The organism is Pseudomonas agarici (assembly GCF_900109755.1).
GTDB lineage: Bacteria > Pseudomonadota > Gammaproteobacteria > Pseudomonadales > Pseudomonadaceae > Aquipseudomonas > Aquipseudomonas agarici.
In genome coordinates this window covers 167,908-189,189 of record NZ_FOAR01000001.1, presented here as the reverse complement: position 1 = coordinate 189,189, position 21,282 = coordinate 167,908, and the positions used below count along the sequence as shown (strand labels likewise).

20 protein-coding genes are annotated in these 21,282 nt (G+C 59.1%); 13 read left to right on the top strand and 7 right to left on the bottom strand.

Annotation, left to right across the window (positions count from 1 at the left end):
- Window positions 1-8: 8 nt before the first annotated feature.
- From BMX68_RS00825 to yaaA, 4 genes are all read right to left on the bottom strand, one after another.
- Window positions 9-1,181 (bottom strand): alginate biosynthesis protein Alg44, encoded by a 1,173-nt coding sequence (locus BMX68_RS00825; RefSeq protein ID WP_017130749.1) that lies wholly within the window; start codon window positions 1,179-1,181, stop codon window positions 9-11.
- 36 nt (window positions 1,182-1,217) lie between these two features.
- Window positions 1,218-2,699 (bottom strand): mannuronan synthase, encoded by a 1,482-nt coding sequence (gene alg8, locus BMX68_RS00815; RefSeq protein ID WP_017130750.1) that lies wholly within the window; start codon window positions 2,697-2,699, stop codon window positions 1,218-1,220.
- 104 nt (window positions 2,700-2,803) lie between these two features.
- Window positions 2,804-4,120 carry a nucleotide sugar dehydrogenase gene (locus BMX68_RS00810; RefSeq protein ID WP_017130751.1) on the bottom strand — a complete coding sequence of 439 codons (1,317 nt, stop codon included), beginning with the start codon at window positions 4,118-4,120 and terminating at the stop codon, window positions 2,804-2,806.
- Between the two features lie 1,019 nt (window positions 4,121-5,139).
- Window positions 5,140-5,919 carry a peroxide stress protein YaaA gene (yaaA, locus tag BMX68_RS00805; RefSeq protein WP_017130752.1) on the bottom strand — a complete coding sequence of 260 codons (780 nt, stop codon included), beginning with the start codon at window positions 5,917-5,919 and terminating at the stop codon, window positions 5,140-5,142.
- Between the two features lie 171 nt (window positions 5,920-6,090).
- On the opposite strand from yaaA, the gene BMX68_RS00800 reads away from it, so the two are divergent.
- The 5 genes from BMX68_RS00800 (at window position 6,091) to moaE (ending at window position 10,252) form a co-directional block, all read left to right on the top strand.
- Window positions 6,091-7,215, top strand: a complete 1,125-nt coding sequence (locus BMX68_RS00800; protein ID WP_017130753.1) for a polysaccharide deacetylase family protein — start codon at window positions 6,091-6,093, stop codon at window positions 7,213-7,215.
- 337 nt (window positions 7,216-7,552) lie between these two features.
- Window positions 7,553-8,947, top strand: coding sequence for a PhoH family protein (locus tag BMX68_RS00795; RefSeq protein WP_017130754.1), 1,395 nt, complete (start codon window positions 7,553-7,555; stop codon window positions 8,945-8,947).
- Window positions 8,948-9,088: 141 nt separating this feature from the next.
- Window positions 9,089-9,562: a cyclic pyranopterin monophosphate synthase MoaC gene (gene moaC / locus BMX68_RS00790; protein ID WP_017130755.1), complete on the top strand. Its 474-nt coding sequence runs from the start codon at window positions 9,089-9,091 to the stop codon at window positions 9,560-9,562.
- The gene (locus BMX68_RS00785; RefSeq protein WP_017130756.1) at window positions 9,559-9,801 is read left to right on the top strand and encodes a MoaD/ThiS family protein; all 243 of its coding nucleotides are present in this window, start codon (window positions 9,559-9,561) and stop codon (window positions 9,799-9,801) included. The genes moaC and BMX68_RS00785 overlap by 4 nt, the downstream gene beginning before the upstream one ends.
- A 1-nt stretch (window position 9,802) precedes the next feature.
- Window positions 9,803-10,252: a molybdopterin synthase catalytic subunit MoaE gene (gene moaE / locus BMX68_RS00780; RefSeq protein WP_017130757.1), complete on the top strand. Its 450-nt coding sequence runs from the start codon at window positions 9,803-9,805 to the stop codon at window positions 10,250-10,252.
- Between the two features lie 22 nt (window positions 10,253-10,274).
- Here the strand turns inward: moaE and rhlB are convergent, their stop codons facing one another.
- Window positions 10,275-11,750 carry an ATP-dependent RNA helicase RhlB gene (rhlB, locus tag BMX68_RS00775; RefSeq protein ID WP_017130758.1) on the bottom strand — a complete coding sequence of 492 codons (1,476 nt, stop codon included), beginning with the start codon at window positions 11,748-11,750 and terminating at the stop codon, window positions 10,275-10,277.
- Window positions 11,751-11,825: 75 nt separating this feature from the next.
- Window positions 11,826-12,482: an alpha/beta hydrolase gene (locus BMX68_RS00770; RefSeq protein ID WP_017130759.1), complete on the bottom strand. Its 657-nt coding sequence runs from the start codon at window positions 12,480-12,482 to the stop codon at window positions 11,826-11,828.
- 470 nt (window positions 12,483-12,952) lie between these two features.
- On the opposite strand from BMX68_RS00770, the gene BMX68_RS00765 reads away from it, so the two are divergent.
- The 8 genes from BMX68_RS00765 to BMX68_RS00730 all read left to right on the top strand — a co-directional run bounded on the left by BMX68_RS00765 (window position 12,953) and on the right by BMX68_RS00730 (window position 20,925).
- A complete protein-coding gene (locus tag BMX68_RS00765; RefSeq protein WP_017130760.1) occupies window positions 12,953-13,984 on the top strand; it encodes an amino acid ABC transporter substrate-binding protein in 1,032 nt (343 codons plus the stop codon).
- A gap of 66 nt (window positions 13,985-14,050) precedes the next feature.
- Window positions 14,051-15,232 carry an amino acid ABC transporter permease gene (locus tag BMX68_RS00760; protein WP_017130761.1) on the top strand — a complete coding sequence of 394 codons (1,182 nt, stop codon included), beginning with the start codon at window positions 14,051-14,053 and terminating at the stop codon, window positions 15,230-15,232.
- Window positions 15,233-15,242: 10 nt separating this feature from the next.
- The gene (locus BMX68_RS00755) at window positions 15,243-16,337 is read left to right on the top strand and encodes an amino acid ABC transporter permease (RefSeq protein ID WP_017130762.1); all 1,095 of its coding nucleotides are present in this window, start codon (window positions 15,243-15,245) and stop codon (window positions 16,335-16,337) included.
- A gap of 10 nt (window positions 16,338-16,347) precedes the next feature.
- Complete coding sequence (locus tag BMX68_RS00750) at window positions 16,348-17,112, top strand: amino acid ABC transporter ATP-binding protein (protein ID WP_017130763.1); 765 nt, start codon at window positions 16,348-16,350, stop codon at window positions 17,110-17,112.
- 361 nt (window positions 17,113-17,473) lie between these two features.
- Complete coding sequence (locus tag BMX68_RS00745) at window positions 17,474-18,133, top strand: FadR/GntR family transcriptional regulator (RefSeq protein ID WP_017130764.1); 660 nt, start codon at window positions 17,474-17,476, stop codon at window positions 18,131-18,133.
- Entirely contained in the window at window positions 18,123-19,436 is a 1,314-nt protein-coding gene (locus BMX68_RS00740; RefSeq protein WP_017130765.1) for a CynX/NimT family MFS transporter, read from the top strand. Before BMX68_RS00745 ends, BMX68_RS00740 begins: the two co-directional genes overlap by 11 nt.
- A 93-nt stretch (window positions 19,437-19,529) precedes the next feature.
- Window positions 19,530-19,847 carry a GIY-YIG nuclease family protein gene (locus BMX68_RS00735; RefSeq protein ID WP_017130766.1) on the top strand — a complete coding sequence of 106 codons (318 nt, stop codon included), beginning with the start codon at window positions 19,530-19,532 and terminating at the stop codon, window positions 19,845-19,847.
- A 142-nt stretch (window positions 19,848-19,989) separates the two neighbouring features.
- A complete protein-coding gene (locus tag BMX68_RS00730; RefSeq protein ID WP_017130767.1) occupies window positions 19,990-20,925 on the top strand; it encodes a glutathione S-transferase family protein in 936 nt (311 codons plus the stop codon).
- Here BMX68_RS00730 and BMX68_RS00725 read toward each other — a convergent pair.
- Complete coding sequence (locus BMX68_RS00725) at window positions 20,922-21,281, bottom strand: glutaredoxin family protein (protein ID WP_026013046.1); 360 nt, start codon at window positions 21,279-21,281, stop codon at window positions 20,922-20,924. The two genes, BMX68_RS00730 and BMX68_RS00725, sit on opposite strands and share 4 nt — an antisense overlap.
- Window position 21,282: the final 1 nt, after the last annotated feature.

The window sequence follows — 21,282 nt, the reverse complement described above, 5'->3', positions numbered from 1 at the left end:
TCCTCTACTTACAGACCAGCCGCCATGGCTTTGTCGATCAACCAGTTCATGTTCGGTCCACGGTCGCTGTTGACTTCCACCGGGCGGCCGGCAAGGGTACTGTCGAGGTGTTCGTCAGGCTTGATCAAGACGCGGATATCCGAGGACAGGTCGTCGCTTTTCAGGCTGGTGCTGCTGACGATCTTGCCCTGGCGGACCTGATCTTCGCCGGCGACCTGGAAGCTCACGCGGGTGCCCGGACGCACCTCGCCGAACTGGCGATAGGAGAACCGCGCCTCGACGTTAGCGACGCTGTTGCGGGGCACCAGTTGGAAGATCACGTCGCCCTTGTTAGCGTATTGACCGTTAGCGACCAGTTGCTGGGCAACGGTGCAGTCGCAAGGCGACGTCAGGGTGCCGGTCATCTGCTTGCCGAACAGCTCCTCGACCTTCGCAGGCTGTAATTGATCTTCGTCCAGGTGCCCCTTGAGCACATCGAGCATGCTGGTGCTGAAGGTCGCCAGCGGGGCACCCTTGGCGGCAATGCCATCATTTTTGATCAGGCTCTGCACGGTGCCGTCGCGGGGCATGGTGACGTTCATCCCTTGTACGCTGACCAGGCCGGCCTGGGCGTGGCTGACGAAGTACATGCCATAGACCGACTTCAGGACAAAGCCGAAGGCCGCGAGGCCGACGACGAAGACGCCGAGGCTGAAGGTCACGGCGCGCAGTCGGCCGAGCGCGCTCATGCCGCTGCCGTCATCCTTTTTCTTGCGCGCCTTGGTGAAGTTGTCGCGCTGCAGCGTGGCGAGCACGTCGCCCATGCTGACGATGTCGCCGGCCAGATGTGAGGTGATCAGGTGACGTAGGGTGGCGATATCCTGTTGTTCCAGGTTCTGGAACTGGCAACCGACACGACCGTTCTGGCGATCATAGGAGCGAACCTGCAACTCCACGTCCATGGCCAGGCCGAGGTTGTCGATGACAAATTGCAGGCGCCCTTTGCACACCTCGCCGAGAGCCAGAGTCTGTTGCTGCGGCAAGTTGAAACTCAGGCCGCCGGCGGACAGGTCGTGGACCCGGGCTTCCAGCGGCTTGCCCTCGGTGCCGAAGAATCGCAGCTTGGCGGGAATTTTCACCCGGGCATGCTGGCGCTGGGCTTCGGATTCGTGGACGACATTGGCGTTGACTTTCGAGTTCATGGGTAAAGCTCCGTTAGCTAATTCAGGCGAGTCGGGTCAGACCATTGTCATCAGCACGGCAACGAAGATGCTGCCGGCGGAGAAGGTCATGGTCCGAGACGACCAGGTGTTGAACCAACCTTGAAAGCTGGCGAGGTCGCGGCTCAATTTGGTGTCCTGGCGAGTCCAGGATTGACGGTCGAGGCGGAAGAACACGTAGATCTTCATCAGCGCTCCGACGATTTGGTTGTAATAAAGAATCGCCGGGTAGGCCGGACCGATGCTGTGTCCCGAACAGACCAGGAGGATCGTCAGGATCAGGCGGGTGATGCCGATCCATAGGAGGTAGGCGAGGATGAAGGCGATGCCGTACTTAAAGCTGGCGATCAGTGCCACGGTCAGTCCCAACAAGGAGGTCCACATCGAGACGCGCTGGTCGAACAGCACGACGCTGGTGAACAGGCCGAGGCGGCGGATCCCCAGGCCCAGCGCCCGAGAGTTCTGTCGCAGGTTGTTGCCGTACCAACGGTACATCAACTTGCGACTGGATTTGATAAAGCTCTTTTCCGGCGGGTGTTCCACGGTGTGGATCGCGGCGTCGGGCACGTAGAAGGTGTCGTAGCCCAGACGCATCAGGCTGAACCAACTGGACTTGTCGTCGCCGGTGAGGAACTTGAAGCGGCCCAGGCGCCAGTGTTGCAGCGAGTCGCTTTCGACGTCGGCGATAAAGCCCGGATCGGTGACTACGCTGGCACGAAATACCGACATGCGCCCGGTCATGGTCAGTACGCGCTGGGATAGGGCCATGGAGCACATGTTGATATGGCGCTGGGCGAAGCGCAGCTTGTGCCATTCGCTCATGATGTAACCGCCACGTACTTCGCAGAATTCGTTGGTGGTCAAGCCGCCGACATTGCCGAACAACTGGAACCAGGGCACGGTTTTGCGCACAACGCCTTCGCTGAGTACGGTGTCGCCGTCGATAACCGCGACCACCGCTCGCTGGTCCGGCAGGTGTCGGGAGATCGCCCGAAACCCGAAGGCCAGGCCATCGCGCTTACCGGTGCCGGCGATACGGACGAAGTCGAGCTTGACTCGTCCAGGGGGGTTCATTTTTTTCCAGAGACTCTTGACCAGCAATTCATCGGACATTTCCACCAGGGAACAGACCACGGTGGTCGGGAAGCCGCAGTCGATGGCCTCGCGAATTACTGAGCTGTAGACCTGGGCGGTGGTCAGAGCGTCGATGCGAAAGCTGGTGACCATCAGGAACACCTGGGACGGGTCCGTGGCCTTGCCCAACTTGCGCAGTTTGCGCCGCAGGTGCGGGTAAACGATGTAGAGGAAGATCATCCCGCGCACGAAGTGGGTCGCGCCCATGGAGTAGCGCCAAATGCCCACTGCGCCGATCAGGAAGATGAAGTCCTTGGATTCGGCGTCGAAGGTCGAGGGGGGCAGCAACGTAGCCAGGCCCAACAGCAAACTCAAGTAGAACAGCCAACCGGCGGCCTGAAGGAGGCCGTGCTTTAGCCTGTGCATAATCTGCGTCCGTCTCTATCTCGGGCGAGCCTGGCAGGCAGCCCGGTGGGGTTAAGGCAGGCGTAAGGTCCGCCCCCGGAGCGATCCAGGGGCGAACGGCTGATTTACCAGCAGATACCTTCGGTCCGGCCACTGGCACTGGTGGCCTGAGACATGAAGCCGACCAAGTCGATGACCTGTTTGCCGTGCGGGGCGTTCTCCGCCAGGGCGCGGAACTTCTCATCACGGTTGCCGAGAATGATCACGTCACTGTTATCGATTACCGAGTCGAAGTCGGCGTTGAGCAGGGACGACACGTGGGGAATCTTCGATTCGATGTAGTCCTTGTTCGCGCCGTGGACACGGGCGTACTCGACGTTCTTGTCGTAGATGCTCAAGTCGAAGCCCTTGCCGATGAGCATTTCCGCCAATTCCACCAGTGGGCTTTCGCGCAAGTCGTCGGTGCCGGCCTTGAAGCTCAGGCCGAGCAGCGCGACCTTGCGCTTGTCATGGCTGGCGACGATGTCGAAGGCGTTCTGCACCTGGCTCTCGTTGCTGCGCATCAGCGAGTTGAGCAGGGGCGATTCGACGTCCAGGGCGCCGGCGCGGTAGGTCAGGGCGCGGACATCCTTGGGCAGGCAGGAACCGCCGAAGGCGAAGCCCGGACGCATGTAGTACTGAGACAGATTGAGGGTTTTGTCCTGGCAGACCACATCCATCACCACGCGCCCGTCGACGCCGACGGCTTTGGCAATGTTGCCGATTTCGTTGGCGAAGGTGACCTTGGTGGCGTGCCAGACGTTGCAGGTGTATTTGATCATCTCGGCCACTTCGATGTCCTTGCGGATGATCGGCGCGTCGAGTTCTTCGTAGAGGGCCTGGAGGACGTCGCCCGAAGCGCTGTCGAATTCGCCTATGACGGTCATCGGCGGGAAGTCGTAGTCCTTGATCGCGGTGCTTTCGCGCAGGAACTCAGGGTTGACCGCGACCCCGAAGTCGACGCCGGCCTTTTTGCCCGAGCAGTCTTCGAGGATCGGGATCACCACGTTCTTCACCGTGCCCGGCAGTACGGTGCTGCGCACAACGATGGTGTGGCGGGTGGTCTTGTCACGCAGGACAAAACCGATTTCGCGGCATACCGATTCGATGTAGTTAAGTTCCAAGTCACCGTTCTTCTTGCTGGGAGTGCCCACGCACAGCATTGACAAGTCGGTGGCGCGAATTGCCTCGGCAAAGTCAGTGGTGCCCCGCAGCCGACCGCTGGAAATACCTTGCGCCAACAAGGCTTCAAGTCCCGGCTCGACAATCGGCGATTTGCCGTTGTTGATCAGGTCGATCTTGTCTTTGGAAATATCAACGCCAACGACATCATGGCCTCGTGCAGACAGGCAACCGGCACACACTGCACCGACGTAGCCCAAACCAAATATGCTAATGCGCATCGCATTTACCTCTATCTTAATCATGCCATTAAATGGCCGGAGTTAATTTCGCCAATGATCGTACTGCGCTCGAAGTGTGACAAAGTGAAGTCAGTCTCCAAGTTTGTGCATATAAATATCGAGTGGCTAAATAATTGCACTCAAATTGTGCGTAACTCGGTCTTGTTATGGGGACATGCCCTTTAATGTCGCCGGCCTTCATTGAAAAAGCCCCCTGCCAGTGTGCTTGCAATCTTGTTGCGCCTGCGCTGGGGCCTTGTTAATCAACAAGTTATAAGTCACTTGCACGTGCTTTGTCTGAGGGCCGACCTTGGCCTGCACAGGGGATATTGTTGCTGTGTATCTCCTGTCCTTTTGATTGAGTTCAAACGATGGAGTGCAATTGTAAGCCGGTGATTGCGGCTTAAACGTCCAATCCTGCTCCGCGTAAGTCATCTCTTACAAAATCGCCAAGAATCGTTACGGGTGGTATGAGCAATACTTTGGAACATAAGTTCCTGTCCGCTCATCTTATTTTCGAAATTTTTTGAAATATTGTGAAAGATGGCACTGCTTTCATATTGATAGCACTTTCCGTTTCGCCCTTTAGTTACGGGGATGAAAAGTACCTGGATGGTTGTATGCCATTATGGGAAAAATTTTTAGGTGCCACTACGCAAAAAAAATCGGAATGTCGAATGAAAGAATTTTCATGGCTGTTGCAGTCGATTTGTTGGCGTCAAGTAATTGTTTTTTTGGTGCGGCGGGAGAAATGATCCGGTGGGATTATCGGTGATTACACATCGCGTATAGTGCCCCGAATAGGTGCGCAGTAACAAACATGTTGAGTGGTGAGCGGGCAAGCCGCTCGCCACGAGTGGCCGGTACGGTTAGTTGGTTGGCTCAAATTCGGCTGCCGCAGGTTCATGGCCGAGGCGCCGTAAGCAGTCATCGCCCGCTATGGCGAGCAGAACGCAGGCCAGGGGCCCGTGTTGCCGAAATAGACTGGCAGAGTTCGCCACCCAAGCCCCTGGGTGGTGTTATTCGGACGCGTGATCGCGCAGGAACACCAGGTTGTCGGGCCTGGAGAGCTCCGTGCTAAATCGGTAGCCTCCTTCGTCGAATGTCTTCAGTTGGTCGGGGTTCTTGATGCGTTCTTGGATCACGAAGCGGGCCATCATGCCGCGGGCTTTTTTCGCATAAAAACTGATGATCTTGTATTGGCCGTTCTTTTGATCGCGAAATTCGCTGTTGATGATCCGCGCATTGAGGGCCGAGCGCTTCACCGCCGAGAAGTACTCGTTCGAGGCCAGGTTCAGTAGCACATCGTCGCCTTGTTCGGCCAGGGCTTCATTGAGCCATTCGCTGATGCGCGTGCCCCAGAAGGCATAGAGATCCTTGCCCCGGGCATTGGCCAGCTGGGTGCCCATTTCCAGGCGATAGGGCTGCATCAGATCCAGCGGGCGCAGCAGACCGTAGAGACCGGAAAGCATGCGCAAGTGAGTCTGAGCGAAGTCAAAGTCGGCGGCACTGAAGTCTTCGGCATGCAGGCCGGTGTAGACGTCGCCCTTGAAGGCCAGCAGCGCCTGCTTGGCGTTGTCTGGGGTAAAGAGCGGATTCCAGCTACCGAAGCGCGCGGCGTTGAGGCCGCCGATCTTGTCGGAAACGTGCATCAGCTCGCTGATCTGTGCCGGACTGAGGGTGCGCAGTTGTTCGATCAACTCCTGGGAGTGATCAAGGTACCGCGGCTGAGTGAACTGTTTGGTCACCGGCGGTGTTTCGAAATCGAGGGTCTTGGCGGGGGAAATCACCATCAGCATGAAGTCGTCTCCTGTAATCGTTTGGGGATTCTAGGGGCTTGAGCGGTTTTACTCCACCTATGAGGGCGATAGCCTCGGCGTTGCTATCCCCTTCGTGGCGAGCGAGCATCGAAGGGGCTCAGGTCGGCAGATCGGCTATAGTGCGGCGGGTTCTGAAATGGAGTCACCTCTGTGCGTATCGCTCTTTTCCTCTGGGCCCTGCTGGCCTGTTTCGGTGCCGTCGCCGCGCCGAACGACGCAGTGACCCTGGATCGCAGCACCTGGCCCGAATCGTTGAGTAGCCCAGCGTTGTTCGATGTCGCCTCGCGGGCGGAAATTCTCTCTTTCGCCCACGCTCTGCTGATCAGCGAAATGACCGACGAGTCGGCACTCAAGCAGCGCCTGGGCCTTAAGCAGATCAATCTGACGTCGATCAATCGTGTACGAGAACGCCTCTGGCGGCGCTTGCTGGAAAACTACAACTTCGCCCGGCAAAGCTGCGATCAGGATGCCTCGTTCTGTTATTACGTCGAGGACATGGACAGTCTGAAGGAACAGGCCGGCAAGTTCCGGGTGGCCGAGGATTCCTTTTATGCGCGCTGGGCCGAACCGAGCCGGGCGTTTCACCAACGTTACCTGGACGAGTTGCTGCGCCTGGCTGCGCTGTTTCCCCAAAGCAGCAGCGAGATCGCCCTGTTCGGTGAGCCGGAGCGCAACGGCGAGGCGTTCAATGACCGGCTGTTCCTGCTGACCTTCGACGGTGGTCCGGGGGCTTTGGCAGGCCATACCGAGCAACTGACCGGCTACCTGCGTCGGCAGAAAATGCATGGCCTGTTCTTTGTCCTGGGTAGCGCCTTGCAGGCGCGGGTGGACAAGGCGTCGATCATGGCCGCGCGCGATCTCTATAACGGGCAATGCGTGGGCATCCTGGGTTGGCAGTATCGTTCCCACGGCCATTGGCAGGATTGGCAGGACTCGGTCAAGCGTAGCGCTGTGCTGGCGCAAAGCGTGTTGCCGGAGAACTACCTGCCACTGTTCCGCCCGCCCTACGGACAGCGTCAGGCGGACAGCGGGGCGTTCTTCACATCCCTGGGCTTGCAGGTGGTGTTGTGGGATATCGACTCGCTCGACGCCACCGGCAAGCTCACCGCCGAACAATCGGCCCAACGGGTGATGACCCTGATGCTGTTGTGGCGCCGTGGCGTAATCGTCTTCCATGACACTCAGGACAAAGCTCTCGGCGCATTATCCTGGCTACTCCAACAGACCGCACAAAGCGGACTGGGCTGGAAAGGCTGTAATGAGGCGTTTCGATAGGGAACCCAAGAGGCCCGTATTTGCGGGGCTTGTAGGAAATTTCTTGTAAAATTCGATGCAGGCGGACTTATGACTTTAACGGTGTCGGGCCGGCTCGCCAAGGGCTATTCGTCACTCTGAAAAATAAACTTCAAAAAAGCGTCAAAGTGCTTTTTCCTGTCACGGGTTTTGCGGTATTACGGAGTCAGACCGCCGAAACCTGCGACACAGGTGGCGTCTCCCAAGGTCCTACCTTGTGCACAGAGCGCCTGTCCCCTCCAGGCGAATTCGGCGGTCACTTCGAGGCGCGATACCGTCAAGGTCTCGCGTCGACTGGCTCCCACAAAGGTGACCGAGTATGGATGATCACGGACGCATTCCTTCTTCCAACCAGCCAATCCTTTACGTGCTCGATACCAACGTACTGATCCACGATCCAAACGCGCTGCTCAATTTCGAAGAACACCACGTCGCCATCCCAATGACCGTCCTGGAGGAACTCGACAAACTCAAGAGCGGCCATCACAGCGTGGCCTCCGAATGTCGCCAGGCCATTCGCCTGATCGACAAGACCCTGGGTGACGCCAGCCCCGAGGATGTCGAACTGGGTGTGCCGATCCAGCGCGGCAAGAGTGGGCCCAAGGGGTTGCTGTCGATTTTGATGAGCAAGCGCAGCGAACCCAATGTGCTGCTGCCGGAAAACCTCAACGACAACATCATCATCAACCAACTGGTCGACATGCACGCGCGCGACAAGGGCCTGCGCCTGGTGCTGGTGACCAAAGACATCAACATGCGCCTCAAGGCGCGCGCCTGCGGTATCGCTTCCGAGGACTACAGCACTGACCAGTTGGTCGATGACGTGGATCTGTTGCCCAAGGGCTTCCACAATGTGGTTGGCTCCTTCTGGGACCGTGTCAGCAAGGTCGAGACGCGCCAGGACCATGGTCGAACCTGGCACCAGGTGCAGATGACTGACAACCTGCCGGCCGTGCATGTCAATGAGTTCATCATCGATGAGCAAGGATTTGTCGGTTGGGTCAAGGAGATTCGGGCCGATGTGCTGTTGATCCTCGATTTACATCAGGAACCCTTGTTGCACCAGGAGGCCTGGGGCCTGAAACCGCGTGACATCTACCAGAGCCTGGCGCTGTTCGCGTTGCTCGATCCGGATATCCACCTGGTCAACCTGACCGGCGCCGCCGGTTCCGGGAAAACCATCCTGGCCCTGGCGGCGGCCATCGAGCAGACCATGGTCAGCAAGCGCTACCGGCGAATCATCGCAACCCGTAGCGTGCAGGGCCTGGATCAGGAAATCGGCTTCCTGCCCGGCACCGAGGCGGAGAAGATGGAGCCGTGGCTGGGGGCCATTACCGACAACCTCGAAGCCTTGCACATGGATGACGAAAACACCCATGGCAGCGTCGACTACATCCTCAGCAAGGTGCCTTTGCAGTTCAAATCCCTCAACTACATTCGAGGCCGCAGCTTCCAGCAAAGCCTGATCCTGATCGATGAATGCCAGAACCTCACGCCGCACCAGATGAAGACCATCATCACCCGTGCCGGCGCCGGTTCCAAAGTGGTGTGCCTGGGCAACCTGGCACAGATCGACACCCCTTATCTGTCCGCGACCAGTTCCGGGCTGACCTACCTGACCGAACGTTTCAAGGATTTCCCGAACGGTGTGCACATCACCCTGCAGGGCGTGCCGCGCTCGATCCTGGCCGAATACGCCGAATCCCACCTGTAATCCTGATCCGGGCGGCTGATACCGCCCGGTTTTTTGTCCGTCAGGAACTACCTTGAGGGGCGGCCGACAGGCCACTTGATCAGGCGTGGGCAAAGCTGACCCGCAGGTTTACAATCGACGCTCCTGATCAGGAGTATCGCTGTGCTGACTCATCTCGATTCCCAAGGTCGCGCCAACATGGTCGACGTCACCGACAAGGCCGTGACCTTCCGCGAGGCGGTGGCTCAGGCCCGCGTGCGGATGTTGCCCGAGACCCTGCAAATGATCGTCAACGGCGGCCACCCCAAGGGCGATGTGTTCGCGGTGGCGCGAATTGCCGGTATCCAGGCGGCGAAGAAAACCTCCGAGCTAATTCCCTTGTGTCATCCGCTGATGCTCACCAGTGTCAAGGTCGAGCTGAGCGCCGACGGTGCGGATGCCGTGCGTATTGTCGCGCGCTGCAAGTTGTCCGGGCAGACCGGGGTGGAAATGGAGGCGCTGACGGCAGCGAGTGTGGCGGCGTTGACGATTTACGATATGTGCAAGGCGGTGGATCGTGGCATGACCATCGACAGTGTGCGGCTCTTGGAAAAGCTCGGCGGCAAGAGCGGACACTACCTGGCGGATAAGGCATGAAGATTGTCGTGAAGTTCTTTGCCCGCTACCGCGAAGCGCTCGGAGTAGAGGAGCTGTCGCTGGAGGGAGAGTTCGCCACCGTCGATGATGTTCGCAGGCTGCTGCTCGCACGCGAGGGCGCACAGGTTTTGGGCGAACAGAACCTGATGTGCGCGCGCAATGAGGACCTTTGCCAGCTCGATGAAGCGCTGTTCGATGGCGATGAAGTGGCGTTTTTCCCTACCGTGACCGGAGGCTGAGATGGCGATTCGAGTGCAGACAGAGGCGTTCGATCCGGGGTTGGAGGTCAATGCCTTGCACGCCGCCAATCTGGGGATCGGTGCGGTGGTGAGCTTTGTCGGCTATGTCCGCGATTTCAACGACGGGCGTGAAGTGGCGCAGATGTTTCTGGAGCATTATCCGGGGATGACCGAAAGGGCCCTGAACAAGATTGTCGTGCAGGCCCAGGAGCGTTGGCCGTTGCTTGGATTGGAAGTGGTGCACCGGGTCGGCAGCCTGGAGCCGGGTGAACCCATCGTGTTCGTCGGGGTGACCAGTGCCCATCGCCAGGCCGCGTTCGATGCCTGCAATTTCGTCATGGACTACCTGAAAACCCAGGCACCGTTCTGGAAAAAGGAAACCACCGCCGATGGCTCGCGCTGGGTCGAAGGTCGCGCCAGCGACCAGACGGCGGCGGGTCGTTGGAAATAAACGGACCGCCGAGCGCGTCGTTTCAAGGGCGTTGGCGAATCACCGGGCGCAACAGTTCGGCCGGTGGGGTTTCGCAACTGATCTTGCGCCCCAGTAAGGCCTCGATCGAGGGCAACTGGTAGGAATCATCTTCCCCGGCGAAGCTGATGGACACCCCGTCGGCTCCGGCACGACCGGTCCGACCGATGCGGTGCACATAATCATCCGGCACCTCCGGCAGCGTGAAGTTGATCACGTGGCTGATACCATCGATATGGATTCCGCGCCCGGCAACATCGGTGGCAACCAGGACGCGGATCTTGCCTTCACGGAAACCTTCCAGGGTCTTGATGCGCTTGTGCTGCGGCACATCGCCGGACAGTTGCGCAGCATTGACGCCATCACGTACCAGGCGTTCTTCGATACGGCGTACTTCGTCCTTGCGATTGGCGAAGACCATGACCCGTTCCCAACCGTTGTCGGTGACCAGGTTGTACAGCAGCTTGTACTTGTCGGCGCCGGCGACGGCATAGATGTGCTGTTCGACATTCTGGCTGGCGACGTTCTGCGATTCGATCTCGACGATCGCCGGATCGGTAGTCCACTGCTTGGCGAGGTTCATCACGTCTTCGGTGAAGGTTGCGGAGAACAGCAGGGTCTGGCGTTCGCTTTTCGGTGGGGTCTGGCGAATGATCTGCCGGACCTGCGGGATGAAACCCATGTCGAGCATCCGATCGGCTTCATCCAACACCATCACCTCGACCATGTCCAGGTGCACTTCGCCACGCTGGTTGAAATCCAGCAGCCGGCCTGGGGTGGCAACGAGGATGTCGCAATGGCGGGCTTCGAGGTGTTTGAGCTGCTTGTCGAAGTCCATGCCGCCGACGAACTGCATGACGTTGAGGCCGGTGTACTTGGTCAGGTCGGCGGCGTCCTTGGCGATCTGTACCACCAGCTCACGGGTGGGCGCGATGATCAGCGCTCGCGGCTCGCCCATGTAGCGCTCTTTCGGCGGAGGAGTCTGCAACAGTTGGGTGATGATCGAGATCAGGAAGGCAGCGGTCTTGCCGGTACCGGTCTGGGCACGCCCGATAGCGTCCTTGCCAGCCAGGGTGTAGCCCAGCACTTGTGCCTGGATCGGCGTGCAATAAGGAAAGCCCAAGTCCTGGATAGCGTGCATCAGTTCCAGCGACAGCTTGAAGTCGTGGAAGCGGGTCTTGCCTTCCTGGGGCTCGACGACGAAGTCTTCGAGTTTCCATGGCAAAGGCTTCGGTTTCGGCGCTCGCTCACGGCGCGGTTGCTCGGCTTTGGGCTTTTCGTTACGTGGCTTTTCAGCTTGCTCGGGTGCAACGCGAGGGGTTGCCGGTTGGGCTTTCGGCTGGGTGGCAGGTTCGGAGCGCCTCGACGGTTGGCCGGCGGTACGGCTGTCTGGGCTGGGGGTGGGAGCGCTAGGACCTGGTGCGAGCTGCTCAGCCTCGCTTTTACCGAATATTTTTTTGAGTGCTTTGAGCACGGTCATCTCATCAATGGGTTAAGGAATGTACGCCGGCCAGTGTAATGCAAGAATCGGGCGCGGCGTAGTGCGTTACAACGATCAGTGCAAACGATCGGCCAGCCAGGTGCCGATGTCGTTGATTTCCTCAGGTAACACTTCGTGCCCCATTGGGTACTCCTGCCATCTCACGGTGACATCGAGGCGTTTCAGGTGTTCATACGCCGTGCGACCCATGGCGTTCTGCACCACCTCGTCATAACAACCGTGCAGGCAGTACACCGCAATCCGCTGCTGGCTGGCCGAAAGCTGCAGGGTGTCGCTGAAGGTCGGGGCGTAGGTCGACAGGGCGAGTACGCCACCCAAGGCACCTTTCCACCTCAGAAACGCGGTATGCAGGACCACGGCGCCCCCCTGGGAAAAGCCGGCCAGGAAAATCCGCGTCGGGTCGATCCCCGCCTTTTGCTGGTCTTCGATCAATTTGATGACCGTGTCGGCGGAAGCTTCGAGCTCTTCGTGGCTGATGGCGCGGGCTGGGCTCATAGCCCGGATGTCGTACCAACTGGGCATCGCGTAGCCGCCGTTGATCGTCACCGCACGCGTCGGCGCCTGGGGTAGCACGAAACGGGTACTCAGCAGGCGCTCTTGCAGGGCCTCGGCCACCGGCATGAAGTCATAGCGGTCCGCGCCCAGGCCGTGAAGCCAGATAACACAGGCGTCGGCAGGCTTGGCGGGGTGGATGATCAAGGGCTCGGTCATGTCTGCTCCATGGGTGTGCGTGCGCTCCGATTGGGTGCGTTATTGTGGTGCGCGATGGCTGATCTATTAACAATATGTCGTAACTTTGAAAGTTTTTCGGTTGACCAATGGCAGAGTCGCGATAAGCGCCACTGTGGTACGGGCTTTGCTACGGCAGGCACGAGTGTGTGCTTTCTCGCCTGGCGGTAACACTATCAGGCTAACGCCCGCTGTGGGATAGCACAAATCCGGGTAACGGATTCAGATTGACGTTCGCCAATGGCCGGGAAGGCTTCGCGAACACGCAGGGCGCAAGCCCGCTCGACCGATTGGTGGGCAATGAGTGCCCCGGGGGATTTTCCCCCTCTAGACTCATAGCTCAAGTTCTTTGCCACTTGACCCAAAAAATAAGCCAACGCGGGTCAACAGCGCCTCATAAGGGTGCGGTAAGACTCTAGCTCCGACACAACAAGAGCAAACTGGAGGTTTGAATGAAGATGTTGAAATCCACCCTGGCAATCGTGACCGCAGCAGTCGTTCTCGGTGTCAGCGGTTTTGCCCAAGCGGGCGCCACCCTCGATGCCGTACAAAAGAAGGGGTTCGTACAGTGCGGCGTGAGTGACGGATTGCCAGGTTTCTCGGTGCCTGATGGCACCGGTAAAATCCTCGGTATCGATGCTGACGTCTGCCGTGCGGTTGCTGCTGCGGTATTCGGTGACGCGACCAAGGTCAAATTCAGCCAGTTGAACGCCAAGGAGCGTTTCACCGCGCTACAGTCCGGCGAAATCGACATCCTGTCGCGTAACACCACGATGACCAGCTCCCGTGACGCGGGCATGGGCCTGAAGTTTCCTGGCTTTGTCACTTACTACGATGGCGTGGGCTTTCTGGCCAACAACAAACTGGGCGTGAAAAGTGCCAAGGAACTGGATGGCGCGACCATCTGTATCCAGGCCGGTACTACTACCGAGCTGAACGTTTCCGACTACTTCCGCGCCAATGGCCTGAAGTACACCCCGATTACCTTCGACACCTCCGACGAAAGCGCCAAGTCGCTCGAGTCCGGTCGTTGCGACGTCCTGACCTCCGACAAATCCCAGTTGTTCGCCCAGCGCAGTAAGCTGGCTTCGCCGAAGGACTACGTGGTTCTGCCGGAAACCATTTCCAAGGAGCCTCTGGGTCCGGTCGTGCGTAACGGCGACGACGAGTGGCTGGCCATCGTTCGTTGGGTCGGCTATGCGCTGCTCAATACCGAAGAAGCCGGTATCACGTCGAAAAACGTCGAGGCTGAAGCCAAGTCCACCAAGAACCCGGATGTTGCCCGGCTGCTGGGGGCCGACGGTGAATACGGCAAAGACCTGAAGCTGCGCAAGGATTGGGTCGTGCAGATCGTCAAGCAAGTCGGTAACTACGGCGAAATCTTCGAGAAGAACCTCGGCAAGAGCACCCCGCTGGAAATCGACCGTGGCTTGAACGCCCTGTGGAACAACGGCGGCATTCAATACGCACCACCGGTGCGCTGATTGATCTATCGCCCGGCGGACTAACCGTCGGGCGATGTTTCTGTTCCGTTTTTTCTGGGGCACTACATGCAAAATCAAATCGGCGCACCAAAGCAGAGGTTTACCCTCAGCGATCCGCGAGTGCGTGCGTGGTTATTTCAGATCATCACGGTTGTCGCGGTGATCGCCTTGGGCTGGTACCTGTTCCACAACACCCAGACCAACTTGCAGCACCGAGGCATTACCTCGGGTTTCGGTTTTCTCGAGCGCAGTGCCGGTTTCGGTATCGCTCAACACCTGATCGACTACACCGAGGCGGACAGTTATTCGCGGGTCTTTGTCATCGGCCTGCTCAATACCCTCCTTGTGACCTTTATCGGTGTGATCCTGGCGACGCTGCTGGGCTTTATCATCGGTATCGCGCGACTGTCTTCGAACTGGATCATCAACAAGCTGGCGACAATCTATGTGGAGGTGTTCCGTAATATCCCACCTTTGCTGCAGATCCTGTTCTGGTACTTCGCGGTATTTCTGACCATGCCGGGGCCGCGCAATAGCCATAACTTCGGCGATACCTTCTTCGTCAGTAGCCGTGGCCTGAACATGCCGGCGGCACTGGCCTCCGAAGGTTTCTGGCCGTTCGTGGCCAGTGTGGTGCTGGCCATCATCGCGATCGTGTTCATGTCCCGTTGGGCCACCCGACGCTTCGAAGAAACCGGCGTACCCTTTCATAAGTTCTGGGCCGGGCTGGCGCTGTTCATCGTGATCCCATCGCTCTGTGCGCTGATTTTCGGTGCTCCGCTGCACTGGGAAATGCCTAAGCTTCAAGGCTTCAATTTCGTCGGCGGCTGGGTATTGATCCCTGAACTGCTGGCCCTGACCCTGGCTCTGACGGTGTACACCGCCGCGTTCATCGCCGAGATCGTGCGCTCCGGGATCAGGTCGGTCAGCCATGGCCAGACCGAAGCTGCGCACTCCCTGGGCCTGCGCAATGGTCCGACGCTGCGCAAAGTGATTATCCCGCAAGCCCTGCGCGTGATCATTCCACCGCTGACCAGCCAATACCTGAACCTGGCGAAGAACTCGTCACTGGCCGCCGGTATCGGCTACCCGGAAATGGTCTCGCTATTCGCCGGTACGGTGCTGAACCAGACTGGGCAGGCCATCGAAGTCATTGCCATCACCATGAGTGTGTACCTGGCGATCAGTATCAGCATTTCCCTGCTGATGAACTGGTACAACAAGCGCATTGCGCTGATCGAGCGGTGAGGAAACGCCCATGAGTTCCCATACTTTCAAACCCGACATGCCGCCGCCAGCCAAAGTCTTTGGCCCGATGGCCTGGATACGGGCCAATATGTTCTCTAGCTGGATCAACACGTTGTTGACCCTGTTTGCTTTCTACCTGATCTACCTGGTGGTGCCGCCGATCCTGCATTGGGCGATTTTGGACGCCAACTGGGTCGGTACCAGCCGTGCCGACTGCACCAAGGAAGGCGCCTGCTGGGTGTTCATCCAGCAGCGTTTCGGCCAGTTCATGTACGGCTACTACCCGCAGCAACTGCGCTGGCGCGTGGATTCGACCGTGTGGCTGGCGATCATCGGTGCGGCGCCGTTGTTTATCTCGCGCTTCCCGCACAAGGCACTCTACGGCCTGGGCTTCCTGGTGGCGTTCCCGATTGCTGCCTACTTTTTGCTGCACGGCGGTTTCGGCCTGGAAAACGTAGCCACCAGCCAATGGGGTGGATTGATGCTGACCCTGGTGATCGCCACCGTCGGTATCGCCGGTGCCTTGCCGCTGGGGATTCTGCTAGCGCTGGGGCGTCGTTCGAACCTGCCGGCGATCCGGGTGGTCTGCGTGACCTTCATCGAGTTCTGGCGCGGCGTACCGTTGATCACCGTGCTGTTCATGTCCTCGGTAATGTTGCCGTTGTTCCTGCCTGAAGGCATGAACTTCGACAAGCTGCTGCGGGCGTTGATTGGGGTGATCCTGTTCCAGTCGGCCTATGTCGCCGAGGTGGTCCGTGGTGGGCTGCAAGCGATCCCCAAAGGCCAGTACGAGGCCGCCGCCGCGATGGGGCTGGGCTATTGGCGCAGCATGGGCCTGGTGGTGCTGCCGCAAGCCCTGAAGCTGGTGATTCCCGGCATCGTCAACACGCTGATTGCGCTGTTCAAGGACACCAGCCTGGTGATCATCATCGGTCTGTTCGACCTGCTCAACAGCGTCAAGCAAGCTGCCGCCGACCCGAAATGGCTGGGCATGGCCACTGAAGGCTACGTGTTTGCCGCCTTGGTGTTCTGGATTTTCTGTTTTGGTATGTCCCGCTATTCCATGCATTTGGAACGTAAGCTGGACACAGGCCACAAGCGTTAGGAGTTTTTTCATGAGTGAAGCGATCAAACAGCCTGTGAGCCCTGAAGGCATTATCCAGATGCAGGGCGTGAACAAATGGTACGGCCAGTTCCATGTGCTCAAGGACATCAACCTGAACGTCAAGCCGGGTGAGCGTATCGTTCTGTGTGGCCCATCGGGCTCGGGCAAGTCCACTACCATCCGCTGCCTCAACCGTCTGGAAGAACACCAGCAGGGCCGCATTGTGGTCGATGGCGTGGAACTGACCAACGATCTCAAGCAGATCGAAGCGATTCGCCGCGAAGTCGGCATGGTGTTCCAGCACTTCAACCTGTTCCCGCACCTGACCATCCTACAAAACTGCACCCTGGCGCCGATGTGGGTACGCAAGCTGCCCAAGCGCAAGGCGGAAGAGATCGCCATGCACTATCTGGAGCGGGTGCGTATCCCGGAGCAGGCCCACAAGTTTCCGGGGCAGTTGTCCGGCGGTCAGCAGCAGCGCGTGGCGATTGCTCGTGCGCTGTGTATGAAACCGAAGATCATGCTGTTCGATGAACCGACCTCGGCTCTCGACCCGGAAATGGTCAAGGAGGTACTCGATACCATGATCGGCCTGGCCGAAGACGGTATGACCATGCTCTGCGTCACCCATGAAATGGGTTTTGCCCGTACCGTGGCGAACCGTGTGATCTTCATGGACAAAGGCGAGATCGTCGAGCAGGCGGTGCCGAACGAGTTCTTCGACAATCCGCAGAACGAGCGGACCCGGTTGTTCCTGAGCCAGATCTTGCATTAATCGATAGGCGCTGTATGAAAAACCCGGACTTGTTCCGGGTTTTTTTGCATTGGGGTTCGCGCTATGTGACCAGTTATGGCGAAGAACAACAGCGAGGTCAGGGGCTTATGGTGCCGAAATTGGCTAACGGAACTAACCACACAGGCCAATGGGTCTGCACGAAATGTTTTCGAGCGCAGGCAAGGCGAAAGCAGGCGAGCAGACGCAATTGACGGGTGGCCAATGAGCATTGAAGGGTAATTTTTAGATAGATGGCATCTTCTGCGTGGGTTGTAGGAATCGTTAACCCTTGAGCTCATTACGGGATCTGGGATAGGCTATTTGTAAACTCATCCGATGATTGGATGTTAAGGCCAATTCCATGTCTTCCAGCATTCCCCTGATCAAGCGTTCCCTGGTTGACCAGGCTCTGGAGCAATTGCGTGAACGTATTACCCTTGGCACCTGGGTCGTGGGCGAGCGTTTGCCGACCGAGCCGGAGCTGGCTGCCGAGCTGGGTATCAGCCGCAATACCGTGCGCGAGGCGATGCGCGTGCTGGCGTTTTCCGGGTTGATCGAGATCCGTCAGGGTGACGGCAGCTACCTGCGCGCTAGCACCGATCCGTTAGCCACCATGCAAGCGCTGTCGCGCTGTTCCTTGGATCAGGCCCGTGAGACGCGGCACAGTTTTGAAGTCGAGGCTGTTGGCCTGGCGGCCCTGCGCCGCACCGACGAGGACCTCAGAGGCCTGCGCGAGGCCCTGGCGATCAGTGGTGATCACTATCACGGCGACCTCGACAACTATATCGCCTGCGACCTGGTGTTTCACCAACGCCTCATCGACGCTGCACACAACCCGATGCTCAGCGAGCTGTATCGTTATTTTTCCAGTGTGATTGCCGGTGCGCTGCACCAGACGCTGGATATCACGCCCCGTCGCCAATCGGTGTTCGATCTGCATGTCGCCTTGCTCGAGGCGGTCGAGCAGCGCGACCCGGAACGTGCCAAGGCCCTGTGCCGGACTTTGATCAATGAACCTTGAATCCGAGAGCACTATGCCCCGTTCTTTTTCAGCTACCGATACACCCACGCCCGTCCAGTCGTCGGAGCTCGACAAGCTGCTGATCGATGCCGAAGCCGATGACGCCAGCGTCCAGCAGGGGCAACCGTTGCTGCGCCGTCCCTGGTTGTTATTGTTGGGGCTGATCCTGGTGGCCCTTAATCTGCGTCCCGCGCTGTCGAGCATGGCACCGATGCTCAGCGAGGTGTCCCGCAGCCTGGGTCTGTCGTCGGCCAGAGCCGGCTTGCTGACTACCTTGCCGGTGCTTTGCCTGGGGCTGTTTGCACCCTTGGCGCCAGTGTTGGCACGACGCTTTGGCAGTGAGCGGGTCGTGCTGGGGATTCTGTTGACCCTGGCGGCTGGCCTGATCGTGCGCAGTTCTTTCGGCGAGTTCGGTTTGTTTGCTGGCAGCATCATGGCGGGCGCGAGTATCGGGGTGATCGGTGTCCTGTTGCCGGGAATCGTCAAGCGCGACTTTGCCAAACAGGCCGGGACCATGACCGGGGTCTACACCATGGCCCTGTGCTTGGGCGCCGCGATGGCGGCGGGGGCGACGGTACCACTGAGCCAGCACCTGGGTAACAGTTGGTCGCTGGGCCTGGGCTTCTGGGTGATCCCCGCGTTGGTGGCGGCGCTACTGTGGTTGCCACAGGTCGGCAGCAAGCACGGCGCCCATCGGGCGGGGTATCGCGTGCGCGGTCTGTTGCGCGATCCCCTGGCCTGGCAGGTGACGTTGTACATGGGACTGCAATCGTCCTTGGCCTATATTGTCTTTGGTTGGCTGCCTTCGGTGCTGATCGGTCGCGGCCTGACGGCGACCCAGGCGGGGATCGTGCTGTCCGGTTCGATCCTCCTGCAATTGGCCAGCTCATTGGTCGCGCCCTGGCTGGCGACCCGTGGCAAAGACCAGCGTCTGGCGATCCTGGTGGTCATGCTGCTGACCCTGGGCGGTCTGTTCGGTTGCCTGTATGCGCCGCTCGATGGGCTGTGGGGCTGGGCGATCCTGCTGGGACTGGGGCAGGGTGGCACTTTCAGCCTGGCGCTGACCCTGATCGTGCTGCGCTCACGGGATGCCCATGTGGCGGCAAACCTGTCGAGCATGGCCCAGGGTGTCGGTTACACCCTGGCTTCCATGGGGCCGTTCGCGGTGGGGTTGGTGCATGATTTCACGGGTAGCTGGCAGACACTGGGCTGGATCTTCGGCGTGATCGGTCTAGGTGCCATCATTGCCGGCCTTGGCGCCGGTCGGGCGCGCTATGTGCAGGTCAGCAGCGAAAAACTCTGAAGTACCTCGCGCTATACGGTTTGAAGGGATTCCAGGCGAGCCGCTAAGGTCTGCTAAAATGCCGGCCCCGCTGCCACCGAGTTCTGTTGTCACGTGAACACCTGCCAAGCGCCGATTGCCGTCACTGAAGTTGCCAAGCCCTGGTTTGTCTATCTGGTCCGGGCAGCCAACGGCTCGCTGTATTGCGGCATCAGCGATGATCCCCAAAGGCGCTTTGCTTCGCACCAGAGCGGTAAGGGCGCGCGCTTCTTCCAGTCGAGCCCAGCAGTGGCGCTGGTGTATGTCGAGGCATGCGGGGACAAGGGCGAGGCCTTGCGCCAGGAACGCCTGATCAAGAAATTGCGAAAAAGTGCCAAGGAACACTTGGCGGCGAGTTTCAGCCTGAAGGACTTTTCGGCTAGCCAAAAATGACAAAGGGCGTCTTTCGGCGCCCATCACAAACAGGCTGGCCTGTCATTGATACCAGTGCTAAGGCGACATCAGGCCACCCAGGTAGGCTGCCTGCGACTTGCGGGCTAAGCTGCGAGTTCCTATCTGTCCGAGGGACGCCAGCATGTCTGAGTTGATTCTTCACCACTATGCCACTTCTCCTTTCGCCGAAAAGGCCCGGCTGCTGCTGGGGTTCAAGGGTCTGTCCTGGCGTTCGGTGACTATTTCGCCGGTGATGCCCAAGCCGGATCTGACGGCATTGACCGGTGGCTATCGCAAGACGCCGGTGTTACAGGTGGGCGCGGATATCTATTGCGATACCGAGCTGATCGCTCGGCGTCTCGAACAACAAAAGGCTTCGCCGACGCTGTTCCCCGAAGGGCGGGAAATGGTCGTGGCGACTTTCGCCGCTTGGGCCGACTCGGTACTGTTCAGGCACGCGGCGAGCCTGGTCTTCCAGCCGGAGTCGGCGGCGGTGCGTTTTGCCCGATTGTCCGCGGAGCAGCTCGAGGTCTTCAAGGCTGATCGCGCCGGCCTTTTCAGTGGTGGTTCGGCCACGCGGGTGCGCCTGGAAGAGGCCAAACATCAGTGGCCGACCTTTATGGCGCGCCTGGAACAGCAGTTGCAGCGTGAAGGGGGTGACTTCCTGTTTGGCGAACCATCCATTGCCGATATTGCAGTGGCCCATTCGCTGTGGTTCCTCAAGGCCACGCCTGTCACGTCGCCGCTGGTTGACGAGTATCCGGCTGTCTCTGCCTGGTTCGCTCGGGTGATGAGGTTCGGGCATGGCGCTTCGAATGTCATGAGCGCGGACGAAGCGTTGCAGGTCGCTCGGGAGGCCACGCCAACCGATCTCCCCGATGAAGTCTTCAATGACCCGAACGGCTTCAAGGCCGGTCAGGAGGTGGTAATTGCCGCAACCGATTACGGTGTTGATCCGGTGGTCGGCGAGTTGCTGTTTGCGGGGTGCGAGGAACTGATCCTGCGACGTGAAGATGAACGCGCGGGTGTTGTGCATGTGCATTTTCCACGCCTTGGGTTCAAGATCGAGGCTCGTTAGGGGGGGGATTTCAGGGCGGCGATGATCGCCTCCGGCTGATAACCGCGGATCAAGGTGCCGTTGACATCCAGCATGGGAATGCCCGCGCCGCCCAGGGCAGTATAGGCCTTGCGCGCCTCGGCGTTTTTCTCGATATCGAATTCCTTATAGGGAATCCCTTGTTGGTCGAGAAAACGTCGGGTCGGCTTGCAGTAGCCGCACCAGTCGGTGGCATAGAGGGTCACTCGGGCCTTGGCCAGGGTTTGTTCGGGGACCGCCGAACCGAGATTGAGCAGCCGCTCGATCTTGCCCCAGTTCTGATGGACCACGACCACCAGCAGGATTAGCAGGAATTTCTTCAACATGCCATGGAGCACG

What these genes read in the sequence shown, in the direction of transcription:
- BMX68_RS00825 (WP_017130749.1), bottom strand. Translation starts at nt 1,181, where the DNA reads ATGAACTCGAAAGTCAACGCCAATGTCGTCCACGAATCCGAAGCCCAG.
- alg8 (WP_017130750.1), bottom strand. Translation starts at nt 2,699, where the DNA reads ATGCACAGGCTAAAGCACGGCCTCCTTCAGGCCGCCGGTTGGCTGTTC.
- BMX68_RS00810 (WP_017130751.1), bottom strand. Translation starts at nt 4,120, where the DNA reads ATGCGCATTAGCATATTTGGTTTGGGCTACGTCGGTGCAGTGTGTGCC.
- yaaA (WP_017130752.1), bottom strand. Translation starts at nt 5,919, where the DNA reads ATGCTGATGGTGATTTCCCCCGCCAAGACCCTCGATTTCGAAACACCG.
- BMX68_RS00795 (WP_017130754.1), top strand. Translation starts at nt 7,553, where the DNA reads ATGGATGATCACGGACGCATTCCTTCTTCCAACCAGCCAATCCTTTAC.
- BMX68_RS00785 (WP_017130756.1), top strand. Translation starts at nt 9,559, where the DNA reads ATGAAGATTGTCGTGAAGTTCTTTGCCCGCTACCGCGAAGCGCTCGGA.
- moaE (WP_017130757.1), top strand. Translation starts at nt 9,803, where the DNA reads ATGGCGATTCGAGTGCAGACAGAGGCGTTCGATCCGGGGTTGGAGGTC.
- rhlB (WP_017130758.1), bottom strand. Translation starts at nt 11,750, where the DNA reads ATGACCGTGCTCAAAGCACTCAAAAAAATATTCGGTAAAAGCGAGGCT.
- BMX68_RS00770 (WP_017130759.1), bottom strand. Translation starts at nt 12,482, where the DNA reads ATGACCGAGCCCTTGATCATCCACCCCGCCAAGCCTGCCGACGCCTGT.
- BMX68_RS00765 (WP_017130760.1), top strand. Translation starts at nt 12,953, where the DNA reads ATGAAGATGTTGAAATCCACCCTGGCAATCGTGACCGCAGCAGTCGTT.
- BMX68_RS00760 (WP_017130761.1), top strand. Translation starts at nt 14,051, where the DNA reads ATGCAAAATCAAATCGGCGCACCAAAGCAGAGGTTTACCCTCAGCGAT.
- BMX68_RS00755 (WP_017130762.1), top strand. Translation starts at nt 15,243, where the DNA reads ATGAGTTCCCATACTTTCAAACCCGACATGCCGCCGCCAGCCAAAGTC.
- BMX68_RS00750 (WP_017130763.1), top strand. Translation starts at nt 16,348, where the DNA reads ATGAGTGAAGCGATCAAACAGCCTGTGAGCCCTGAAGGCATTATCCAG.
- BMX68_RS00745 (WP_017130764.1), top strand. Translation starts at nt 17,474, where the DNA reads ATGTCTTCCAGCATTCCCCTGATCAAGCGTTCCCTGGTTGACCAGGCT.
- BMX68_RS00740 (WP_017130765.1), top strand. Translation starts at nt 18,123, where the DNA reads ATGAACCTTGAATCCGAGAGCACTATGCCCCGTTCTTTTTCAGCTACC.
- BMX68_RS00730 (WP_017130767.1), top strand. Translation starts at nt 19,990, where the DNA reads ATGTCTGAGTTGATTCTTCACCACTATGCCACTTCTCCTTTCGCCGAA.